Annotated in this window: 12 protein-coding genes and 1 pseudogene; 7 read left to right on the top strand and 6 right to left on the bottom strand. The window is 64.4% G+C overall.

Translation table 11 applies throughout. The features are described from left to right. Positions 1–421 precede the first annotated feature (421 nt). Together mobF and ACFQQJ_RS04810 are read right to left on the bottom strand one after the other, a co-directional pair. Positions 422–2,659 (bottom strand): annotated as a pseudogene (gene mobF, locus ACFQQJ_RS04815) (MobF family relaxase); the annotation flags it as partial. Between the two features lie 521 nt (positions 2,660–3,180). Further along, on the bottom strand, positions 3,181–3,489 hold the full coding sequence (locus ACFQQJ_RS04810; RefSeq protein ID WP_377104672.1) for a type II toxin-antitoxin system Phd/YefM family antitoxin: 309 nt from the start codon (positions 3,487–3,489) through the stop codon (positions 3,181–3,183). A gap of 289 nt (positions 3,490–3,778) precedes the next feature. On the opposite strand from ACFQQJ_RS04810, the gene ACFQQJ_RS04805 reads away from it, so the two are divergent. The 3 genes from ACFQQJ_RS04805 to ACFQQJ_RS04795 all read left to right on the top strand — a co-directional run bounded on the left by ACFQQJ_RS04805 (position 3,779) and on the right by ACFQQJ_RS04795 (position 7,343). Continuing rightward, positions 3,779–5,023: a hypothetical protein gene (locus ACFQQJ_RS04805; RefSeq protein ID WP_377104670.1), complete on the top strand. Its 1,245-nt coding sequence runs from the start codon at positions 3,779–3,781 to the stop codon at positions 5,021–5,023. Between the two features lie 9 nt (positions 5,024–5,032). Next, on the top strand, positions 5,033–5,830 hold the full coding sequence (locus ACFQQJ_RS04800; RefSeq protein ID WP_377104668.1) for a nuclease-related domain-containing protein: 798 nt from the start codon (positions 5,033–5,035) through the stop codon (positions 5,828–5,830). A gap of 244 nt (positions 5,831–6,074) precedes the next feature. Next, on the top strand, positions 6,075–7,343 hold the full coding sequence (locus ACFQQJ_RS04795) for a hypothetical protein (RefSeq protein WP_377104666.1): 1,269 nt from the start codon (positions 6,075–6,077) through the stop codon (positions 7,341–7,343). Between the two features lie 315 nt (positions 7,344–7,658). Here the strand turns inward: ACFQQJ_RS04795 and ACFQQJ_RS04790 are convergent, their stop codons facing one another. The 3 genes from ACFQQJ_RS04790 to ACFQQJ_RS04780 form a co-directional block, all read right to left on the bottom strand. Then, positions 7,659–8,075: a type II toxin-antitoxin system VapC family toxin gene (locus ACFQQJ_RS04790; RefSeq protein ID WP_377104664.1), complete on the bottom strand. Its 417-nt coding sequence runs from the start codon at positions 8,073–8,075 to the stop codon at positions 7,659–7,661. Further along, positions 8,072–8,308 (bottom strand): toxin-antitoxin system antitoxin subunit, encoded by a 237-nt coding sequence (locus ACFQQJ_RS04785; RefSeq protein ID WP_377104674.1) that lies wholly within the window; start codon positions 8,306–8,308, stop codon positions 8,072–8,074. Before ACFQQJ_RS04785 ends, ACFQQJ_RS04790 begins: the two co-directional genes overlap by 4 nt. 1,432 nt (positions 8,309–9,740) lie before the next feature. Beyond that, positions 9,741–10,589 (bottom strand): DUF5677 domain-containing protein, encoded by an 849-nt coding sequence (locus ACFQQJ_RS04780; protein WP_377104662.1) that lies wholly within the window; start codon positions 10,587–10,589, stop codon positions 9,741–9,743. 47 nt (positions 10,590–10,636) lie between these two features. Here ACFQQJ_RS04780 and ACFQQJ_RS04775 point away from each other — a divergent pair. The 3 genes from ACFQQJ_RS04775 (at position 10,637) to ACFQQJ_RS04765 (ending at position 15,974) form a co-directional block, all read left to right on the top strand. Continuing rightward, a protein-coding gene (locus ACFQQJ_RS04775) for an IS3 family transposase (RefSeq protein WP_377104660.1) occupies positions 10,637–11,841 on the top strand; the annotation gives its coding sequence in 2 pieces (ribosomal slippage) (positions 10,637–10,933 and positions 10,936–11,841; 1,203 coding nt in all). Between the two features lie 914 nt (positions 11,842–12,755). Then, positions 12,756–15,137 carry a P-loop ATPase, Sll1717 family gene (locus tag ACFQQJ_RS04770; protein WP_377104658.1) on the top strand — a complete coding sequence of 794 codons (2,382 nt, stop codon included), beginning with the start codon at positions 12,756–12,758 and terminating at the stop codon, positions 15,135–15,137. A gap of 360 nt (positions 15,138–15,497) precedes the next feature. Continuing rightward, entirely contained in the window at positions 15,498–15,974 is a 477-nt protein-coding gene (locus tag ACFQQJ_RS04765; RefSeq protein ID WP_377104656.1) for a hypothetical protein, read from the top strand. A gap of 404 nt (positions 15,975–16,378) precedes the next feature. On the opposite strand, the gene ACFQQJ_RS04760 is transcribed toward ACFQQJ_RS04765, so the two are convergent. Next, positions 16,379–17,110, bottom strand: a complete 732-nt coding sequence (locus ACFQQJ_RS04760) for a hypothetical protein (RefSeq protein ID WP_377104654.1) — start codon at positions 17,108–17,110, stop codon at positions 16,379–16,381. Positions 17,111–17,374: 264 nt separating this feature from the next. On the opposite strand from ACFQQJ_RS04760, the gene ACFQQJ_RS04755 reads away from it, so the two are divergent. Continuing rightward, positions 17,375–18,571: an HIRAN domain-containing protein gene (locus tag ACFQQJ_RS04755; protein ID WP_377104652.1), complete on the top strand. Its 1,197-nt coding sequence runs from the start codon at positions 17,375–17,377 to the stop codon at positions 18,569–18,571. Positions 18,572–18,944 lie beyond the last annotated feature (373 nt).

Below are 18,944 nucleotides of genomic sequence, written 5' to 3'. Positions count from 1 at the left end.
CAGGCAACCGTCGGTCGCCCCGGCGAGGGAAGCTGACCCCGATACTCACGAACATTCCGCTGCCTATTCCCGACCCCCACCCAACACCTCCACGATCAAGGTGTTGCGACCACCAGTTGAATCCGCCCGGTAACCGGCGATCGTTGTGGCGGGTGATCACGAGGTCGCCGGCCACTGCGATGTTGTCGTCGGCGAGGCCTGCACCGCGACCCAGCATGCTGTGGCCATCGTGGTAGCGCTGTTGGGCGAGCTGGTTGAGTCTGGCAACGAGGTCCCGGGTCGGGGCGAGCATGAGGGCGTCCAGCCCATTCGCGTGATCCTGCGTCCACGCATCCAGCACCGCGCGCGCCATGGTGATGATGTCGCCGACGTGGACGCGGTTGTGGTCGAGGTAGTAGCCAAGCGCCTCCGCGCGCCCCTCCCGCAGCGCGGTGGACGCTGCCGCCTCGGCCGGGTCGTTGAACCGCAGGACCTCGGTCAGCCGGCAAGCGCCGTGCTCGGATTCGATGTCCCGCAGGACGCCGCCGGCGCCGATCGCGGACAGCTGGCGGTCATCCCCGAGGAGGCGGACGCTGCCGCCGCGGATCATCACCTCAGCGATCGCCCGGTCCAGGCTGAGGGTGTCGGCCATGCCGGCTTCGTCGATGATGACGAGGCTGGTGGGACCAATGGCGGCCACCCACGCGGGCATCGGCTGCTCGGGGTGGTCAAGGCTCCAGGTGAGCTTCGCGAGGGTGTCGCAGGGCACGTCGAGCTGATCGGCGAGGGCTTTGGCGGCGGCCGCGGACGGCGCCAGCCCTATCACAGTGCCACCCGACTCCGTCCACGCTGAGCCGAGGACGCGCATGGCGGTGGTCTTGCCTGTGCCGGCCGGGGCGATGGCGAGCTGGACTCGGCGCCCGGAGCACGCCATGTCGCGGACAAGGTCGCTCTGGCCGGGCGTCAGTTGAGTCCCGTTGGCGAGCGCTTCGAGTTGCGCGAGGTCGACGAGGCTCCGGTCGACGGCACGTCCGTCGGTGCGTCCGGCGTTGGCGACGATGCGCTGTTCGGCCTCGAGGATGCGGCTGGAGGTGTACCAGTCCACGCCGGGGATCGTGTAGACGCTCTGGCCGTCTGCGCGGCGCAAGGCGTCCGGCTCCTGGATCGCGTCGTCGATGCTGAGCCGGATCGATCGCATCTCCAGGGCCAGGTCGACGATGGTGTCGACGACGCGGTCAAGCAGTTCGGAAGGGACGCCGGCGGCGCGGGTCTGCCGAAGGGCCTCGGCGCGGACGTGCCAGCTCTGCCAGGTCGAGCGCTCGCTCTCCAGGACTCCGATCACGCGGGCGGAGGCGTCGATGAGCCAGTCGGTGCTCGGCCTCTTCGGCTGCACGGCCGATCGGTTGAAGACGGTGGCGAGCATGCCGTCCACTCCCCCGGCGCCGAGAACCTGCTCGGCCTGCCCGCGCCAGGAGGCGCGCTGTTCGGCGAGTGAGCGCGGCTCGTGCTTGGCCTCGCGGGTCTCGAGGTTGCCGCGTTGGGCGAGGGCGATCATCTCGGCCTCGGTGGGTGGGCGTCCGTGGTCGGCGAGGAAGGCGGCGGCGAGTTCGTCGCGACGGTGCTCGATCTGTCCGCGCCGGGTGGACCAGCGGGCTGTGAGGCCGAGGTCGATGCCGTCGATTTCACGGACGGGACGTTTGCCCGCGCCGGTGCTGCGCTCGACGAAGCGGATGCCGAAGGTCTCGGCGAGGGAGGCCTCAAGGGTGGCGGAGTAGAGCTCGGACGCGGCGACCTTGGCCTTGTAGATCAGGTTGGTGTTGAGGGCGTACCAGCGTCCGTCGGTGCTCTGCACCTTGTTGGCGATGACGAGGTGGGTGTGCAGATCGGGGTCGCCGGCGCGGGAGTCGCGATGGGTGAACGCGACCGCGACCAGGCCGCGGGTCTCGACGTTGCGGACGCCGTGCGGCCCTATGCGGCTGAATGCCTGCGTCTCGAGGTACTCGACGACCTTTGCGACGGCCTGGCGGTGCAGCTCCTCGAGCTGCTTGCTGGTGGCGAGCGGGGCGAGTGCCCACAGGGTCGAGAACGACTTCGTCGGCGACACAGTGAGGTCGACGCCGGCGATGGTGGCCGCGACGGGACGCGACCAGATGGCGACCGCGCGGTGAAGTTCGAGCGGCGTTTCGGGAGCGCGGCCGAACTCCCTGGCGAAGAACTCCCCCGCGACGTCGCTACGGATCTGGGCGAGCGCGTCGGGGCCGAGCTTGGTGTTGGCCGAACGTCCCGCGGCGAGGTTGGCGGCGACGTACCGGCGCTTGAGTTCCTGGTGGAACTCGGGCGAGCCGTTCGTCCGGACGGCGAAGGGTCGGCCGAGCCGGCAGGCCTTCTCGGCCTCGCGTTCGCTCAGGCCGGCGTCCAGGGCGGCCTGCCGGATCTGGTCGGCAAGAGGGTGGTGGCTGTTGCCGAAGAGGGCCTTCATCTGCGCCTCCGTGACCGGGTCGCCGGCGGCCATGCCGTCCAGCCCGTCCAGTCCTGAGCCCATCCAGACGCCAGGCGCCTCGCCCTTCTCCTCGTAGTAGGCGGCGAGCCCGGTCCTGACCAGGCCGTCCTGGGCCGCGACCTGTCGGGTCAGGTAGTCGTAGCCGGACCCAGCCGTGACCTTCTTCAGGCTGATCGTCACCACTCACCTCCTCTCCGGCGAGACCTGGGCACTCTCCCTAAGCCCACGGAACGGGCGATCGGGACGCGTGGGAGGCCACAAAGGCGCAGGTCTTCTCACCTTCCCTAGGCCCAGGAATCGGGCGATCGGGACGGAGCAGGCGTGGGTTTCTGCGGCCTCTCAGCTCCTTAAGCCGCCAGAGCGGCCGTATCCGGACAGGCGGGGGCGAAGTATCTGGAGATCTTCAGGAACGCAGCAGCGTCAGGAGCGGTACGCGTCGCGGCGGTGGACGACCGAGACGAGCTCGATGACCAGGCGCTGGTCGATGATTCGGTGAATCAACCTCTACTCGCCGCGGCGGGCGGCAAACAGTGGGGCGAGTGGCTCGCGCAGGGGCTTGCCAACCTCTCGGGGGTCTTCCCTTCGGCGGTCCCATGATGAAATCGAAGGCTGCCGCGGCGACCTTCTTGGGGAGTTCGCGCTCCAGGGCGCGGCGGGCCGATCGGGTGAAGACCACCTCCTCGTAGCTTCCGGGCATCCGGCTACATCTCGCGGGCGGCCAGAGCTGCTTGGACCTCCTCGGCGGTGAAGACCTCATCGGCCTCAAGTTCGGCGAGCCCATCCCGGGTGGCCGCGACCTCGTCGGGGCCACCCGGGATGTCGAGAGTCTCGAGCAGCGAGTCGTAGTCGTCAGCACCCAGCAGAACCGCGACGCGGGCTCCATTGCGGGTCACCTCGAACCGCTCGTGGGTCGTGACAGCCGACTCGACGAGCTTCGAGAGACTTGCCCGGGCCTCCGCCAAGGACACACGGTCCGCGAGGGTTATCCACAGCCGGGGGGAGGTGCTCAACGACGTAACCAGTCCAAGTGTGTAGCGGGTGTGTCTCGAATTCCTGGTCCGTGCACGGCTTGGAGTCACGGAACCCAAGTGAATGCGCCCGACCGGTGCCAGACTCGTGGGAGGACGCGAACCCAGGAGTTGCGAGGTGCCAGTCGAGATGACAAGAGCGCGATGACGACGATGCCTGAACCTGGGCGAGGCGGGCATGAGTAACGAGCTAGTCGTGGGGACGCCGAGAGTCGGTTGGCTACATCACCAGAAGCTCCCTGACCCAAGTCAGCCGGCACCGTGCATGCTCATGGACGACGGGAAGCAGATCACTGTCCATGTGCCCCTGCTGCCTGGAACCCATGACCTCCACGAGCGGTGGTTTCATGCCTCCTTCGCGGAGTTCGGCGACGATCCTGACCGAACGAAGTATGACTATGCCGCCCCCGAAACGATTGCCTTCGTCGACCGCCACGGAATCGTGGTACTAGTCGGCTGCTCTTGGTCGCACGCGGCATGGTCGGGCCTCGGCACTGAAGGGGTCATCATTGCGCGAAGGGCCATCCTGGGGGCGCGCAACTATCGCTACCCAGTAGTCAACGCCATGCGGACCGAGATCAGCGGACTCTCCGACTGGCTAGGGCTCAGCGGCGTGGACGTCCAGATCGACAGAGACGCGGAAGGCCGCGCGCAGGCCATCTCCATCGCGAGCAGTAGCGGCGAACGCATCGGTCTCTCCCAGAAGCTGAACCTCTCAGCAGAAGCAACCTGGCGAGAACGATTCGTGACCGACGGGTCCGGCATTGAAGCCCCCGCTCAGATCAAGACCCAAGTCGTCAGAGCGAAGCCATGGGACGACCACGCCGATCTCCACCGCGCTCTCCTTGGGCTTGTGGAGATCTCCGCGTGGGACCGCATCGGGTTTCGAAGCATGCACGTCCGCCGCGATGACGACCCCGAGGAGACTCAAGCGGGGAACCCGATCGGTCAGAGGTGGAGTCTCGTCCGGAGTTACGAACGAGACAACCAAGAAGCTCCCCTGCCGCCCGACCCGCGCCGGTTCCTGTTCCGCTATTCCGATGTGGGCGCGGCGGGCATCAGGGAATGGCTCCGCGTGCGCAGGGCGTTCCAGCGCGGTGTACAGCAGATGCACGCCATGCTCCATCAGCCCGGAATGTTCCTGGAGGTGCAGCAGGTGAACGTCGGCGCGGCACTTGAGGCGATTGGCTTCGTACTGGCGCTCGAGGCTGGCAAGAGCGACAAGTCGGCAGCAGGAGAGTCATACGTGTCGCGGCTCCAGCGACTGCGCAACACGATCCCAGAAAGGGTGCTCGACAAGGATTGGCCGGAGCGATCGCGAGCCGCCTTCATGGCCGCGAAACATGTGGACGCCCCCGCTCCTCCTGTCGACCAACAGGTGCGGGCAGTCGGCGAGAACATCCTGGCCTACAGGTATTGGCTTGCTCGACGGCTCGGCGCCACCGACAACAGACTCCTGCGGCTCATCGCGCTTGACCCGGTCGTGCGTCGATACGGGTTGAACACCGACGAGTAGAGGACAGCAATGAGGAAAGACCAAGCTGGCGCACCGGAGCAACCGGTCGAGGCGCCTTCAAGCCTTGAGGGGGAATCACCTCTTGAAGGCAAGCCCGGAGCAAGTGCACAACGACGACACGATTCTCTTCGCAAGGACTGGCTCCGCCGCAACCGTAAGTTCTTCGGGATCCTCGGAGGCATTCTCATCCTGATCGGGGCAGCCGCCAACGCCGCCTTCCTTCTTCTCGGCCAGCCCTGGATGGGCGGCCTTTTCTCCGGTGCCGTCCTGACCTTCTGGGTCTTAGTTCGCCAGAGCCCGCCCGGGTGGATCGAGAATTGGCAACTCGGGGCTTGGGGCGAGCAGAAGACAGCCAAGGAACTGAGCCGCCTTCCCGGTTCGTGGGTCGTCTTGCACGACATCAAGACGCGTCGGGGAGGCAATATTGATCACCTGGTAATCGGCCCTGGGGGCGTGTTCCTTCTCGACAGCAAGCGCTGGAGCGGAACCGTTGAGGTGCGCGGGGACGAGCTTCGGATAGTGCGCTGGGAAGGCGGCCCATCCAGCCCCTGGGCTGGAGCGTCGCAAGTGGCGGCCCTCGCTGGGGAGACACACAATCGGGTCATCGCCAAGACCCGCATCAATCAGTGGGTTCAGCCCGTCGTAGTGATCTGGGCCGAGTTTCCGCAGGGATCGGCTGGGAATCGATACTGCTATGTGGCCGGCGACCACCTGGTGCAATGGCTTGTTGAACGGCCGCAGCAGATCGCTGACCATCGCGTGCGGCAAATCGCCACCGCCGTGCGGTCCGCCTGGGAGCTTGGCTGAGGCGCCAAGCCGCACACCCAACAACTCAGGCGCGTGTCCGAAGCCCGCTCGAAACTCGCGCGGCTCTAGCAATGTCCCCTCATTGGCGACGTGAGGTGCCCCAGGTTGCTAGCGTGCTGAGGGTTGGCCAAGGGAGACCGATATGACGGAGCCGAGTAGCGCAGAAACCGCTCGCCGCGAAAGGTGGGCTGCCCAGGAGAACCAACGGCGGCAGACGGAGTATCGGCGTGCTGACCTCGCCTGGGTGAACGACGACCAACTGTTCGACTGGATGCTCTCCACTGCTCGCTCCGGGTCGGGATTCCGTCCGGAACAGGTGGGCAGCAACTTCGTCCCGAAGCGCGGCGAGTCTCTCTTCGGAGTCTTCAACGGCTGCAAGTTGATCGAGGTCAAGCGCGGCGCCGGCACCTACCATGGCGGATCGTCGGGGTTTTCCTTCCGCCTCAGCCGCGGCATCCGCTACCACGTGGGTGGCTCGCGCGGCACCTTCGTCCAAGGCTCTGAAGAGCTTCGGATCACCGACGAGGGCCAGGCCGTCGTCTCCAACAAGAGGGTCGTCTTTCAGGGTGGCCTAAACAGCCGTGAGTGGGCGTTCGGCAAGCTCATCGGCCTCCAGCACGACCCGTCGCGACCGATCACACTGATTCATGTCAGCAACCGGCAGAAAGTGTCCGGGATCGCCTATCCCCCAGACCAGGCACCCCAAGTCAGGTATGCCTTTGAACTCGCAGCCGCGATCGAGGCCGGCGACACTCGACCGCTCATCGCATCCATTCAGGCCGAGCGTGCCGAACATGCCCGGCTAAGGCCCGCTCCGCCGGCCGTAGTTAGCGCAGCAGATGCTCCATCGAAGATGGCTGGTCTTGGCACGGGGCTGAAGACCCTGATGACGGGTCGACCCGGCCAGAGCCGCGGACGCCGCGTTTTCCATACAGCCATTGCCGGTGGGATAGCGCTCTTGCTGGTCAACGCCGGCATCGGCGCAATGGCCCACCCATCCACCAGCGGGCAGCCGCAGGCCTACCTCAGCGCACCCGCGACACCGCCGGCGCCACCTCCGAGTTCGAGCCCAACTCCGGTAGCGGTTCCATCAACCACTCCGTCACCCAGTCCGACCCCTACGGTCACGCCGGACGACAAGATCGAGAAGGTGAAGCTGGGCCCACGGCCCACTCCACCGAAGCTGCTGCCGACCCACGGGACTCCCGTCCGTGTGGGCGCCACCTGCAGGGACGGATCATCTTCCGACGCCACGGGTCGAGGAGCTTGCTCCTGGCACGGAGGCGTACGTGAATGGCTCTACGAACAGCCCTACTGGGTCGAAGAGAACAAAGAGAAGAACGCCGCACGGACCAAGAAGTACAAGTCCGCCCTGAAGACCTGGAACGCCCAGAGCGAGCGCAATCTCCTCCTCACCAAATATCCCTGTTCCAAGGGCCCCTACCCAAAGGGTTCCCGGGGCTACGCCTCCTGGAGAGACACCAACCACAACGGCATCGCCTGCGACCGATAGCAGCCGAGTCCTTGCTGCGACGCGGGGTCCTCGACCATCACGACAGATTCACCGGGGCGGCGGGCCCGCGACCAGGGACGTTCGCCCATCGCGCTCTCTGATTGTCAGCGTTGCCACCATGCGACTCCTGACCACGCCGCCAACAACCGGGCCGTCCACCGTCCGTCGCTACGGCCTCAGACCGGATACCCCACCCCTCCAACGCCTGGCGACATCCGCAAACCTGAGTTTCGCTCGGTGACGCGGCACTCAAACTAAAGATGCCACTGAGTTTTCACGGCACCACGTAGCACAGGCCTCGGCGCCTTCGGGAGATCAGCGGAAGGGGTCCAGCACACTCAGATCGGCGACAGCCTCGAAGTCTCGTACGTTCCGAGTTGCCAGCTGGTGGTCTCCGGCCATGCAGATGCCGGCGATCTGCGCGTCGGCCAGGCTCATCGGTCTCCCAGCGGCCTCGCTCGACACGAGCACCGCTGCGGTCGCCTCAGCGGCCTCAACGTCGTACACCACGATGACCTCGTGGAACGCGGCCACGAGGCGCTGCCAGCGCTGCTCGAGTTGGCGCCGCCGCTTGCCCGTCGGCAGCCGACGGATACCGCGCTCGATCTCCTCCACCGTCACCACACAGATCGTGAGGTCCGAGGGCCCCAGTGAGCTGGCCCAGGACAGCAGTGCGGGATCGGGCTCATCACGCATGAACTCCGACACCACGTTGGTGTCGGCGATGATCACGTCAGGTCCACCGGGCGAGGCAAGTCGGTTCGCGGCTCCAGCGGAAGTTCCACCCCGCCGATTTCGGACATCGCCGCGTGCAGGGCCAGCAGGAAGTTCTCCTCGGGCAGGTCGACTGTGGCATCCAGGATCGCGCGCACTTCGGCCTCGACCGAGCGGCCGTGCTTGGCGGCCCTGCCTCGCAACCGGGCGTGCGTGCGCTCATCGAGCTGCCTGATAGTTAGGGTCCCCATCACGTCCACCTCCTGACAGCAATGCTAGCACCAGATGTTCCGCCCGGCCGGATCTGGCATCGTCGGCGCCGCATACCCCCCACCCCTCGCGCGCTACCCCATGGGGGTATCCGACGACCCAGGGATACTACTACCGGAATAGTTGCATGCAATAGCGTGCAATAGCGTTATGCGTAGCCGACAGGCTCATCGCAGGGGACGAATCGGCGGACGGCGGCGATTTCAGGGCCGTTTCCTTGGGTGACGGGCACCTCCGGCGCCTTGCGGAGGGCCAAAGACCCGGACTTCGCCCGGTGCGGTCTCTACGGCGACGGCCCACGACTTCCACCTTGTCAGATGCCTTTTCCCGACCCGAGGCGTACACTGATCATTACCGCACGACCATCCCGATAGGGGTGGGGGTATAGCCGGAAATGGCCAGAAATCCACACTGAACGCGTCCTTATTGCACACGGCGTGCAATAGCCGTGCAATATGTCCTAGTCAGGGGCACATCCGGGTCACTCATAATCCCTGGGTCGTGGGTTCGAGCCCCACCCGCCCCACCAGAGCCCCCGAGGAGTTTCCCCCTTGTCAGAACTACTGTCTCTGCTCGGGTGCGACCGTGAACGTCACGGGAATGCCTGAACGGTCAACTATCGTGCGAATACGTTCCATAAGCGGTACGACGTGGCCACGCTGTCGGTCGCGCAGCAGGCTTCTGTTGAGAGCCGGGCGATGGCCAACTACGCGCCAAGGGCACCCCGGGGCGGCACAGCCTGGCCTGCCTCAAACGGCCAAGTCATCGCGCGGCAGCCCGCATGCACTCAGGGATTTGAGGTTCCTGGGTCAGTCTCATGAGGCGACGCCTCGCCCGCTGGGGGTGTCACCACAACGACCGCCTCTGCCGATCTGCGGATGTTCGTCCTGCGCTCCCGATGGAAGGCCACGGTAAGTCGAACGGGAAGGCTGGGTAAGTCGAGCTTCCTCCACGCCCTCGGGTTGAGCACGCCGCGGCGTCTCTCAGTCTCCTTGGGGTTTAGAACCAAGCGCCCGCCACCCGCCGGGATCGTGCCGTGACCGCCAGCAGCACCGAGCAGTACCAGCGTGTCGACGTTGGGATCATTGACAGCCTGAACGGCTCTTGCTTGCTTGCTTGAGCGGGAGCATCGTCGTCCCTCGGTGCGATGTCGCTTACGACCAGTGGCACGACTTGAAGTCGCTCGCCATCGGACCCAGACACCTCGTTCTTGGCCGGCCTGCCGTTTTGAAGATCTTCTCCATAGCCTTCAGCCGTACTTCGATGTCATTGTCGGTCACAGCGATGTGGGCGAGCGACTCAGCGATGACAGTAGCGATGAGAGCCGCGACAACGCCAGCCACAGTGCTTTCGGCTATGCGCTTACCGGACAATCCACTCACGGCGCCGAGTCTCCCATAACGACAGCGACGATCAGGCCGGATCTTCAGGTTTCGGAGGCGGGGCGATGATGTAACTGCCATCTGGCCGCTTCGGGTATCTCATATCGTCAGGGATCTTCGAGTCTCGCTCGATCCAAGCGAAGATCCGTTCGGTCCATAGGACAGCATCTTCAGCAGGGAACGGCACAGTGTCCGTCACGAGCGCCCACAGGTCGAGGAAGAGCAACATCGCCATCTGCATGACTCCCGAGATCTCCTCATCATCCTGCTCAATAGCCTCCTTCGCCCAGTTGGTCCCGGTTCTGCCGAACATGTTGTCGATGTAGGCGCCCGGAGCCCCATGGGTCTCTGCCGACCACTTCTTGAACAGCGTGTTGTACTGAGCGACTCGCAGTGTGCTTGCTGAAGCCTTGGCAAGGTCCCAGGTGCTCTGCTTCGTCCATGAGCTGACGAACGGATCGCCACCGCCAGGCTTTTCACGCCTGAACTCGTTGAAGATCGCGGAGTCGAGACGTTGCTGGATCTCTGGCAACTGATCGACCCGCGCCATGCGACCCGTGTCTCGCTCGTACTCAAGCTCTGCCTTCTGGAAGAGCAGTTTCTGCAACATCCCGTACAGCGCGAACTTGATCGATGCCTCCTCGCGGCTTGGCGCGCGATCAATCGCCTCCATGTTCAGGAGGATCTCGTACAGCTGGCGCGCGCAGGAGGATGCGACCTCCCAGTGACCCGCCTCACAGACGAGACGAGCGGCCTTCAGGATGTTCACCCCACGAAGGAGAATCGTGCGTTCGAACTGCTCCTGAGTTGCGACGTTGGCTGGCCCGGTTCTCGCAAGTGCATAGTCGCCGGCGTCAGTCATCTCGCGGGTCTGCTGCACGGATAGGTGACAACTGATCTGCCTAGCCTTCGGGCTTGGCTGGGAGGATGTCCACCGTGTCGACGAAGCCGTATCCCAAGGAGTTCCGTGACGACGTTGTTCGCGTCGCCAGGAATCGAGAGCCCGGTGTCGGGCTGGATCAGATCGCCAAGGACTTCGGGATCCACTTCACCACGCTGTACGACTGGCTGAAGAAGGCCGACATCGAAGACGGTGAACGGCCCGGCACCAGCCAGGTCGCCTCAGCTGAGCTGCGTGAGGCCCGGCGGCGGATCCGGCTGCTCGAGCAGGAGAACGAAGTCCTGCGCAGGGCAGCGGCCTATCTGTCGCAGGCCAACCTGCCGGGAAAATGATCTACCCGCTCGTCAAAGAGCTGGCCGGCGACGGGATCCCCGTCACGGTCGCGTGCGGGGTGTTGAAGCTCGCCAGGGCGCCGTACTACCGGTGGCTGGCCCACCCGGTCACCGACGCCGAGCTGGTCGAGGCGCACCGGGCCAACGCCTTGTTCGACGCCCACCGTGATGATCCGGAGTTCGGCTACCGGTTCTTGGCCGATGAGGCCCGCCAGGCCGGCCAGCCGATGGCCGAACGCACCGCGTGGAAGATCTGTGCCGACAACGGCTGGTGGTCGGCTTTCGGCAAGAAGCGCGGCCGCAACGGGAAGAAGCCCGGCCCGCCGGTCCACGACGACCTGTGCGCCGTCATCGACGAGAAGGGCCGTACCCGGCACGAGTTCACCGCCACAGCACCCAACGAGTTGTGGATCGGCGACATCACCGAACACTGGACGAACGAGGGCAAGCTGTACCTGTGCGCGTTCAAGGACGTGTACTCCAACCGGATCGTGGGCTACTCCATCGACTCCCGGATGAAGTCCCGCCTCGCCGTCACCGCGCTCAACAATGCTGTCGCCCGCCGTGGCGTGGTCGCCGGCTGTGTGGTTCACACCGATCGAGGGTCGCAATTCCGTAGCCGGAAATTCGTCGGCGCGCTGAACCGCCACCACATGGTCGGATCGATGGGCCGGGTCGGTGCCTGCGGCGACAACGCCGCCATGGAATCCTTCTTCTCCCTGCTCCAGAAGAACGTCCTCAACCGGCACGCCTGGGCCACCCGCGAACAGCTCCGGATCGCGATCGTGACCTGGATCGAACGCACCTACCACCGACGCCGGCGCCAACACGGGCTGGGCCGATTGACCCCCATCGAGTACGAGACCATCATGACCACGACAGCCAATCAGGCTGCGTGACTAACCACTGTCACCTGATCGTGCAGCAGACCCCGCGGCTAATCTTGAATAACGGCCTAAGGCGCTTGGCGGGTGAGCCGAGACTCCCCATCCCGTTCGCTGCACGCTCTGGGTTGAAGCTGTTCGGCTTACGGGCACGGCTCATGCACGCAGCATACGAATACAGCGAGCAACGTGCTCGCTGTTGCGTGTACGACAGCCCCCGCCTAGATGAGCCTGAGGATCAGCGCGATCACTGCCCACAGCCGTGAGAATTGGGATTGGTGGAAGATGATCAGCGCGAGGTAGGGAACGAGTGGCATCAAGTGTCTCCTCGATGGATTAGCCACCGCTCGACCCGATCGCGGAACTGCTCGACGAGGTCGAGGAAGCTCAGGATCAGGATGACGGCTAGGTAGCTGATGACTCCGATGAGAAGTAGCTACAGCATGGCGTAGGGCGTGGTGATGAGGAAGTTGACCAGCATCACTCGCTCCCTCGGCTGCCCAGCCACTCGGAGAGCATCCATGCCAAACCGACTGGAGCTACTGCGAAGGCCAGGCGGGCAGCCGCAGTTGAGAGCGACCCAACCGACGCCTGGATCGAGTCTGGCCGGACACCGATCCTCGGGAAGTCTCTACGTAGCCGCACGTCGCGTGCTCGACCATGCCGATTTCAGGACGTAGTCCGCGCAGTCCCACCGAGCGATCGTGTTCTGCGGACCCACAACGCCCGTAACGCGCGCGCTCGGATCGCAATCGTTCGCACCGTCCTCAATGCAGTCGACCAGCACTCCACGAGACTATTGGCATTAGGGAAGCCGACCTCAGACAACTCGGACCATCGGCCGGCCCGGGTCGGTCGTAGGCCAGCCGGCGCACATGCCACGCGCGGCAACTGGTGGTCCGGGCGCGCGGCAGAGTAGCCACTCGCTGGTGCACATCAACCGCTACCGTGGTGCGGTGGTCACCCCAGACGAACAACGCAATCGGGTCTTCTTCGCCTACGCCTCAGCGCCTCCACTCCGCGCAGAAGCCATGCGAGACGCCGCCTCCGCACTGTCGAAGCGCGGACACGATGCCCGCACATGGGAAGACATGAAGGTCGACGGTCGCGTACTTATCGACTCCATCATCGAAGAAATAGATGCGTCTGACGGACTAGTCGGAGAGATCAGTTCGATGAACTGGAATGTGCTCTTCGAATTGGGCTATGCCGTCGCCCGAAACAAGCCAATATGGCTAGCATTCGATGAGACCGACGCCGAAGCTGAACGCATATGGAACGAAGTGGCCATTTTCGCGACAGTAGGCCGCACCGAGTATGCTGGGAATCCAGAAGTGCTCGTCGGTCGATATCTGAGCAGCCTGGGCCACAGCACGCAGCCGCTCTTCGGGGTCCTACTTGCGAACGGCAAACCGCGAGAGGAGAATGCGGTCTTTGCGCCATCGCTGCCTCTGCGGTTCAGTGCGGCGCTGGGACTAGAACAACTCCTGGAGAGGCAGAGTCACCTTAAGATCTTAGGCGCTGGAGACGACCTTGGCATCGCGCCACTTGGGTTCTATGCCAAAGAAATCTATCGCTCATCTGCGGCCATCATTCATCTCTTGGGCGCAAGTAGGAAGCATGCGACTGAGCACAACGCTCGCGCCAGCTTCTTGGCAGGGTTCGCGCACGGTTTAGGAATTCCGCTCCTAATGGTGGTGCAGCAGGGATTTGCCGCGCCGCTCGACTACCGAGACCTCCTATATCAATACAGCACCTCGGCCGACTTGCAGAAGAAGGTCAAAGAATGGCTCGACACTATTCCAAAGGCGCGGCTGGGCGGACGACGCCTGGGGCGCTTCCAGCTGGATATTGAACTGCCACTGAGCAGCTTCGGTCAGTATGTCGCAGAATACGAGGCGGATGAACTAGGAGCGTATTTCATTCAAACGAGCGAGTTCTCTGCTGTCGTTGCTGGAGAATCGCAGATCTTCGCAGGACGAAAGGGTACGGGCAAGACCGCCACCATGTTGCAGGTTGCCCTTGACCTCGGGCGTGATCGCGAGGTCCTTGTGGTTCCAATCAAGCCCTCCTCTTACGAGCTAGCGGGGCTCATCGAGGTCCTCAAACAGTTCGGAAGCCCCGCGCATGCGGAGTACTTCTTGATGACGAGTTGGACCTTCCTCATTCAGAGCGAGATCGCGCTTCGTGCACTCGAGCTGCTGGGGGGCCGGCCACTGTCGCAGGATGAACAGACCGCTGGCGATGACCTTCGCTACCTGCTTCAGCAGATGTCCATTAACCCAGACGAGGATCTCTCGGCGAGGCTCGAGCGAGTCGTCAAGAGGGTGCTACGTGAAACCGCGCAGGGTGACCGAAATGATCACGACGCCGTAGCGCGTGCCATCCGGGCGGATCAACTGAGCAGGCTACGCACACTGACGTCGAGAATCCTCGGAGGCTTCCGTAGGATTGCCATCCTAATTGATAACCTCGATAAGAACTGGGAGCGAGGCGCTGATTTCGAGGTGAACGCTCGGTTCATTCTGTCGCTACTCGTGGCGGCAGGGAGGATAGAAAAGGACTTCAGTCGGTCACGAGGCGATGCAGGCTTCAATGCGACTCTCGCCCTTTTTATTCGCACGGATATCCTTGATGCTGTACGTTCCTATGCTCGGGAGCCAGACAAGATCGGCGCTCGGGCCGTCGATTGGGGTGACGAACAACTCCTGGTTCGCGTTCTCGAAGAGCGTTATGCCGCCAATAGACGGAAGCGGGTGGGCTCCGCCTCGATGTGGGACGAGCTGTTTTGCCAAGAGGTCCGCGGCCTACCGACACGAGATTATATCCTGTGGCGCGCCCTCCGTCGACCGCGCGACTTCGTCTATTTTGCGAACTCGGCGCTTACTACGGCGATAAATCGAGGTCACTCACAGATCGACGCCTCTGACATCACTTACGCAGAACGGGAGTATTCGCGCTTCGCGATTCAAGCTTTGATTGTCGAGAGTGAGTCGCTCGACGTGAACCTGGAGGAGGCCCTCTACGAGTTTGCTGGCCTTTCTGCGACCCAGCCGGTCGGCGAGATCGATCGCCTCCTGAGCTCCGCCGCTGACCCCGAAGGTCTCCGAAAGTGGCTGACAGCTGCGTCGTTCTTCGGCGTCGAAGTTGCTGACCGCAAGTTCGAATACGTCGAGGGCGAGGTTTCCGCTCGCCGGAAGAGCCTCGTGGCGGAACGCATCGCCGCGAAGGAGGAGAGAACTCCCCGCCTCCGTATTCATCCAGCATTTCGCCCATACCTCGAGATCTCCGACGACGATCTGCACGACTGAGTGGGCACCAACCGGACCCTAAGTTTGTCACACCTGCAGGGATGTTTCCGTCGTGTAGGGAGCGGGCAGCGCATAGCGCCGCCAGCCCCTTCGAGTCAGGACATCCGGACATGCCGCGCCGCGGACGGTAGCCTCCGGCTGCCCGGCCGCGACCTCATCTGCCGCGCCTGGGGCGGTCGAGGTGCGGATCTGCGGATGTTCGGCATACCGCTCCTGCAACTCCAGTCGGCTTGCCAAGGCTTCAGGTTCTCCGCATCCGGAATCTGCTCTCAGCAGCGGAGGTGGAGGGCCCCCAGCTGCCGGGGCCCCGTTTGCGGAATGGCCGGGTAGCCTCGCAGCCATGGCGAAGGATGCGCTGACGTGACCCAATTCTGGGCGGAGGCTTGGTATTGGTTGGAGGTAGCGCTCGCCTTCTTCGCTTGGCCGGTGAGCCTGATTGTGTTGGGCTATTGGTTCTGGCCGTGGCGGGAGGGTCGCCGGCTGGCTCGCGGTCTTCGCGGGAGGGCTCTTCAGGTCACGGTTCTGGGGGCGATGACGGCAGCAACGTCGTACGCGAGTGCCTTGTGGGATTCATCCATGCTCGCGCCACTGCCCTTGGACGAGAGGTGCGGGGAGGGAGCTCTGCGGTCCACGTGGAATGCCCTGCCACTGAGTTATGTCTGCGTTGGCCCGGAAGGCGATGTCGAACTGGTCGGAGCGTGGACCAATCCCGTCGTTTTCGCCGGTCTCACCGCCGCGGTCACGGGCATGGTAATTGCCGGTGTCGCGACGGTGTCCTCGATGCGTAAGGCGGCCGCTTACGCCGCCGCGGCAGCCGCCAAGCGAGCCTCGGCCTAGCAAGCGGAGTTGAAGACGAGCTTGGCGCGTAGAGCCGGCTAGACAATCGACGCCTCGATCGCCCGTACGAATCCGGCGAGTGTGTCCGCGGCAAGGACAACGAGGGACAGGAGGGCAAGCCTCGGCGCGCCGGCTCGACTTCACCCCGGGATCATTCGGCCTCACCGACGCGCACATCTCGCCGATGTGCGCGGACGCCGCCCTGCGGGTTGGCCGCGCACTCATGCCGCGCCGCGGACGGTAGCCTCCGGCTGCCCGGCCGCGACCTCATCTGCCGCGCCGCGGACGGTAGCCTCCGGCTGCCCGGCCGCGACCTCATCTGCCGCGCCGCGGACGGTAGCCTCCGGCTGCCCGGCCGCGACCTCATCTGCCGCTGACTTCGCGGGAGATTTCGGATGAGGGCTTCAGTAGTCGAGAAGGAGTGGTTGATTGGCCAACTGGGCGGCATGCGCCAGTTCGAGGAACACGGCAAGGCCGAATCGTCCTGCTGCCTCCACGTCGGTTGAAGAGTCGGGGGGCCCGGCCTGTCGCAGCTGCCCGAGTTGGTCGTCGTCCAGCCCGAGGCGTTTGGCGAGCAGCGTGAGCTCAACCACGAGTTGGTCGACTCGGCCCATTCGGGCGGGTTGGCCGGTAACGCGCGGCGCTTCAAACACGGTCGGCGCCACCTCAACTGGAAGCCACCATTCAACCCCGGAAAGCAGAGTCGGGTACTTGGTCGGATTGGAGGAGGCCCGCTTGTATGCGGGAGCGTCCTGGAACGCACGGGCCGAATCAGCTCGACTCTCCCGCCGGAGAAGCCCTCGACGGGTGCCAGGCCTAAACTCCGGCTGCTCGTCATAGGCCGCGAGCAGAATCATCCCTCCGTAACCGTCCCAATCAGGCTTGTCCGTCCAATACGGCAGCTCAGCCTCGTCGGTCCAGCCCTCTGGACTCCCCAGAGCGCTGAGCAGACCGGCCTGCCAGGATCGAACCGCATCCGAGACAGCGACCGGATCGGTGATCACATCCTCGGGTTCGGGCTCAGCGTGGACTATCCGCACCTCGCGCCCCGCTGCTTGCATTGTCTGCTGCACCACCGTTAGCCAGTCACCAAGGGTGTAGCGGGTGAGTGGGCCAACGTAAACGTCCATTCCCATGCCCATATGCTGTCAGGCCGATGACTCGGGGGCGTAGGAAGCCGCGAGGTCCGCCAACCTCTCCGCTGCCCGAACGCACTGACTTGCCGCGCCGCGGACGGTAGCCTCCGGCTGCCCGGCCGCGACCTCATCTGCCGCACGCAGGGTGTCTGCCTGGGCGTTAAGCCATCTTGAGTAGCATTCACCGATCATTGCGGCCTGGACCACAGGCGGCGCTGCGGGATGACAGAATCGTGAGGACCACCCCTTGCTTTGAAGGACAACATGATCTGGTTCCTTGTCGCCGTCGCCGTCGCCATGGTTGCTGGATATCTCTGGGCAAAGAGCCGGAAGAATCGGGCGGTCGCCCAGAGCACCACACCGTTGCGCGTCACCACGGGCACAAGCGGTTCCGCGCGCGACGAGATGTGGCTGCCGATCGTCGGCACGTCGTATCACAGTGCTATCGATTACGCCGGCGATGGGCGCGTCGAGGTTCGGTTGAAGCGAGAGCCGAACAACGTCCACGATCCAAGCGCCATCGGAGCATGGATCGGGAACCGCAAGCTCGGATACGTGCCGCGCCGGATCGCTGCCCGGTACGCGCCTGTGATCGACAGCGCTGGTGGAACGCTCCGAGTCCCGGGATACTGCAGCGGGGGCTCCATCGACGTGGCCCCGGTGGGACTACCGACAGCTCCTTCGACCGAGAACCTGCGACCCATCACGGCCTGGGGCTGGACGTCATACGCCTGCGAGGTGGACGGCGAGTTCATGAACCGGGCTGGCATCTCGGCGGCCTTTTCCGCTGCGCGTGTCCCGATCACCGAAGCGGGTGCCGAGCTCGATGCGGTTCCGGCTCTCCTCCTTCGCGCAATCGACGGCTCGGACTTCATCGATGTTGTGATCAACGGCCAAGTGGTCGGCTTCCTGCCCGACAACGAAACAGCGACGTACCACACCGTGATCGAGGACTTGCGGGCACGAGGTGAAGCCCTGCAAGTTCCGGCTCGCATCTGGGCAAGACAAGGCGAGAGGTTGCGTGGCAGGGTCACGATCCAGTTGCCACGAGCCGACGAGATTCGACCCCCGTCGCCTCTGCCGACCGAACCTTACGTTGTCCTTCCCGCCAACTCGTCCATGCAAGTCACGGGCGAGGAGGCTTACCAAGACGCGCTCGTCCCCATCCTCGGTGGAAGACCCTCTGCGTCTGTTGTTGCGACCCTCCACTCAGCACAGATCCAGAAGGCGCGCTCCGTCGCGGACGTTGTTGAAGTGCGAGTTGCAGGAAGAACAGCCGGCTACCTGAGCGGGGTCAGCTCCGCCAACACAATCGACCTCATTCGTGCCTGCGAGGCAGCCGGGCGCATCCCGGTCGCGCACGGCACCCTCACCGGCAACTCACTCAAAGTCGAACTGACCGTTCGCACCGCAAAGACGGCGGATGTCTCCGACGAATGGCTCCACGCCGCACTGAGGTAGGTTCCCCCGAAAAGCCCAACCTTCGACCGGCGCCGACCTCCGAGCGACAAGGGGGAACGTCCGCATCTGCCGCGCCGCGGACGGTAGCCTCCGGCTGCCCGGCCGCGACCTCATCTGCCGCGCCGCGGACGGTAGCCTCCGGCTGCCCGGCCGCGACCTCATCTGCCGCTGCGTGCGAGTGCAGCCTTTCGGCCAGCTGACAGACACCGAAGCACGATCGCCCGCAATCGCCGCAAGGTACCGGGGTGAACCGCCCCGGCGTGTCCGGAGACTCAGTTCTTTGTCTCCTCAGCTTGCTGCTGGGGTTGCTGTTTGATCGTAGTAGGCGTTCTCGGTCTCGGCGGGGGTGAGGTCGCCCCCGGCGTACTCGTGG

Origin of the sequence: Propionicimonas sp. T2.31MG-18, assembly GCF_964266745.1 — a bacterium.
Classification (GTDB): domain Bacteria; phylum Actinomycetota; class Actinomycetes; order Propionibacteriales; family Propionibacteriaceae; genus Propionicimonas.
The sequence above is the reverse complement of the archived record's forward strand: the minus strand, read 5'-3'. Positions and strand labels throughout refer to the sequence as shown.

Coding starts and splice junctions, on each gene's coding strand:
- ACFQQJ_RS04800 (WP_377104668.1), top strand. CDS start 5,033: ATGAGGAAAGACCAAGCTGGCGCACCGGAGCAACCGGTCGAGGCGCCT.
- ACFQQJ_RS04755 (WP_377104652.1), top strand. CDS start 17,375: ATGATCTGGTTCCTTGTCGCCGTCGCCGTCGCCATGGTTGCTGGATAT.
- ACFQQJ_RS04760 (WP_377104654.1), bottom strand. CDS start 17,110: ATGGGAATGGACGTTTACGTTGGCCCACTCACCCGCTACACCCTTGGT.
- ACFQQJ_RS04805 (WP_377104670.1), top strand. CDS start 3,779: ATGGACGACGGGAAGCAGATCACTGTCCATGTGCCCCTGCTGCCTGGA.
- ACFQQJ_RS04785 (WP_377104674.1), bottom strand. CDS start 8,308: ATGGGGACCCTAACTATCAGGCAGCTCGATGAGCGCACGCACGCCCGG.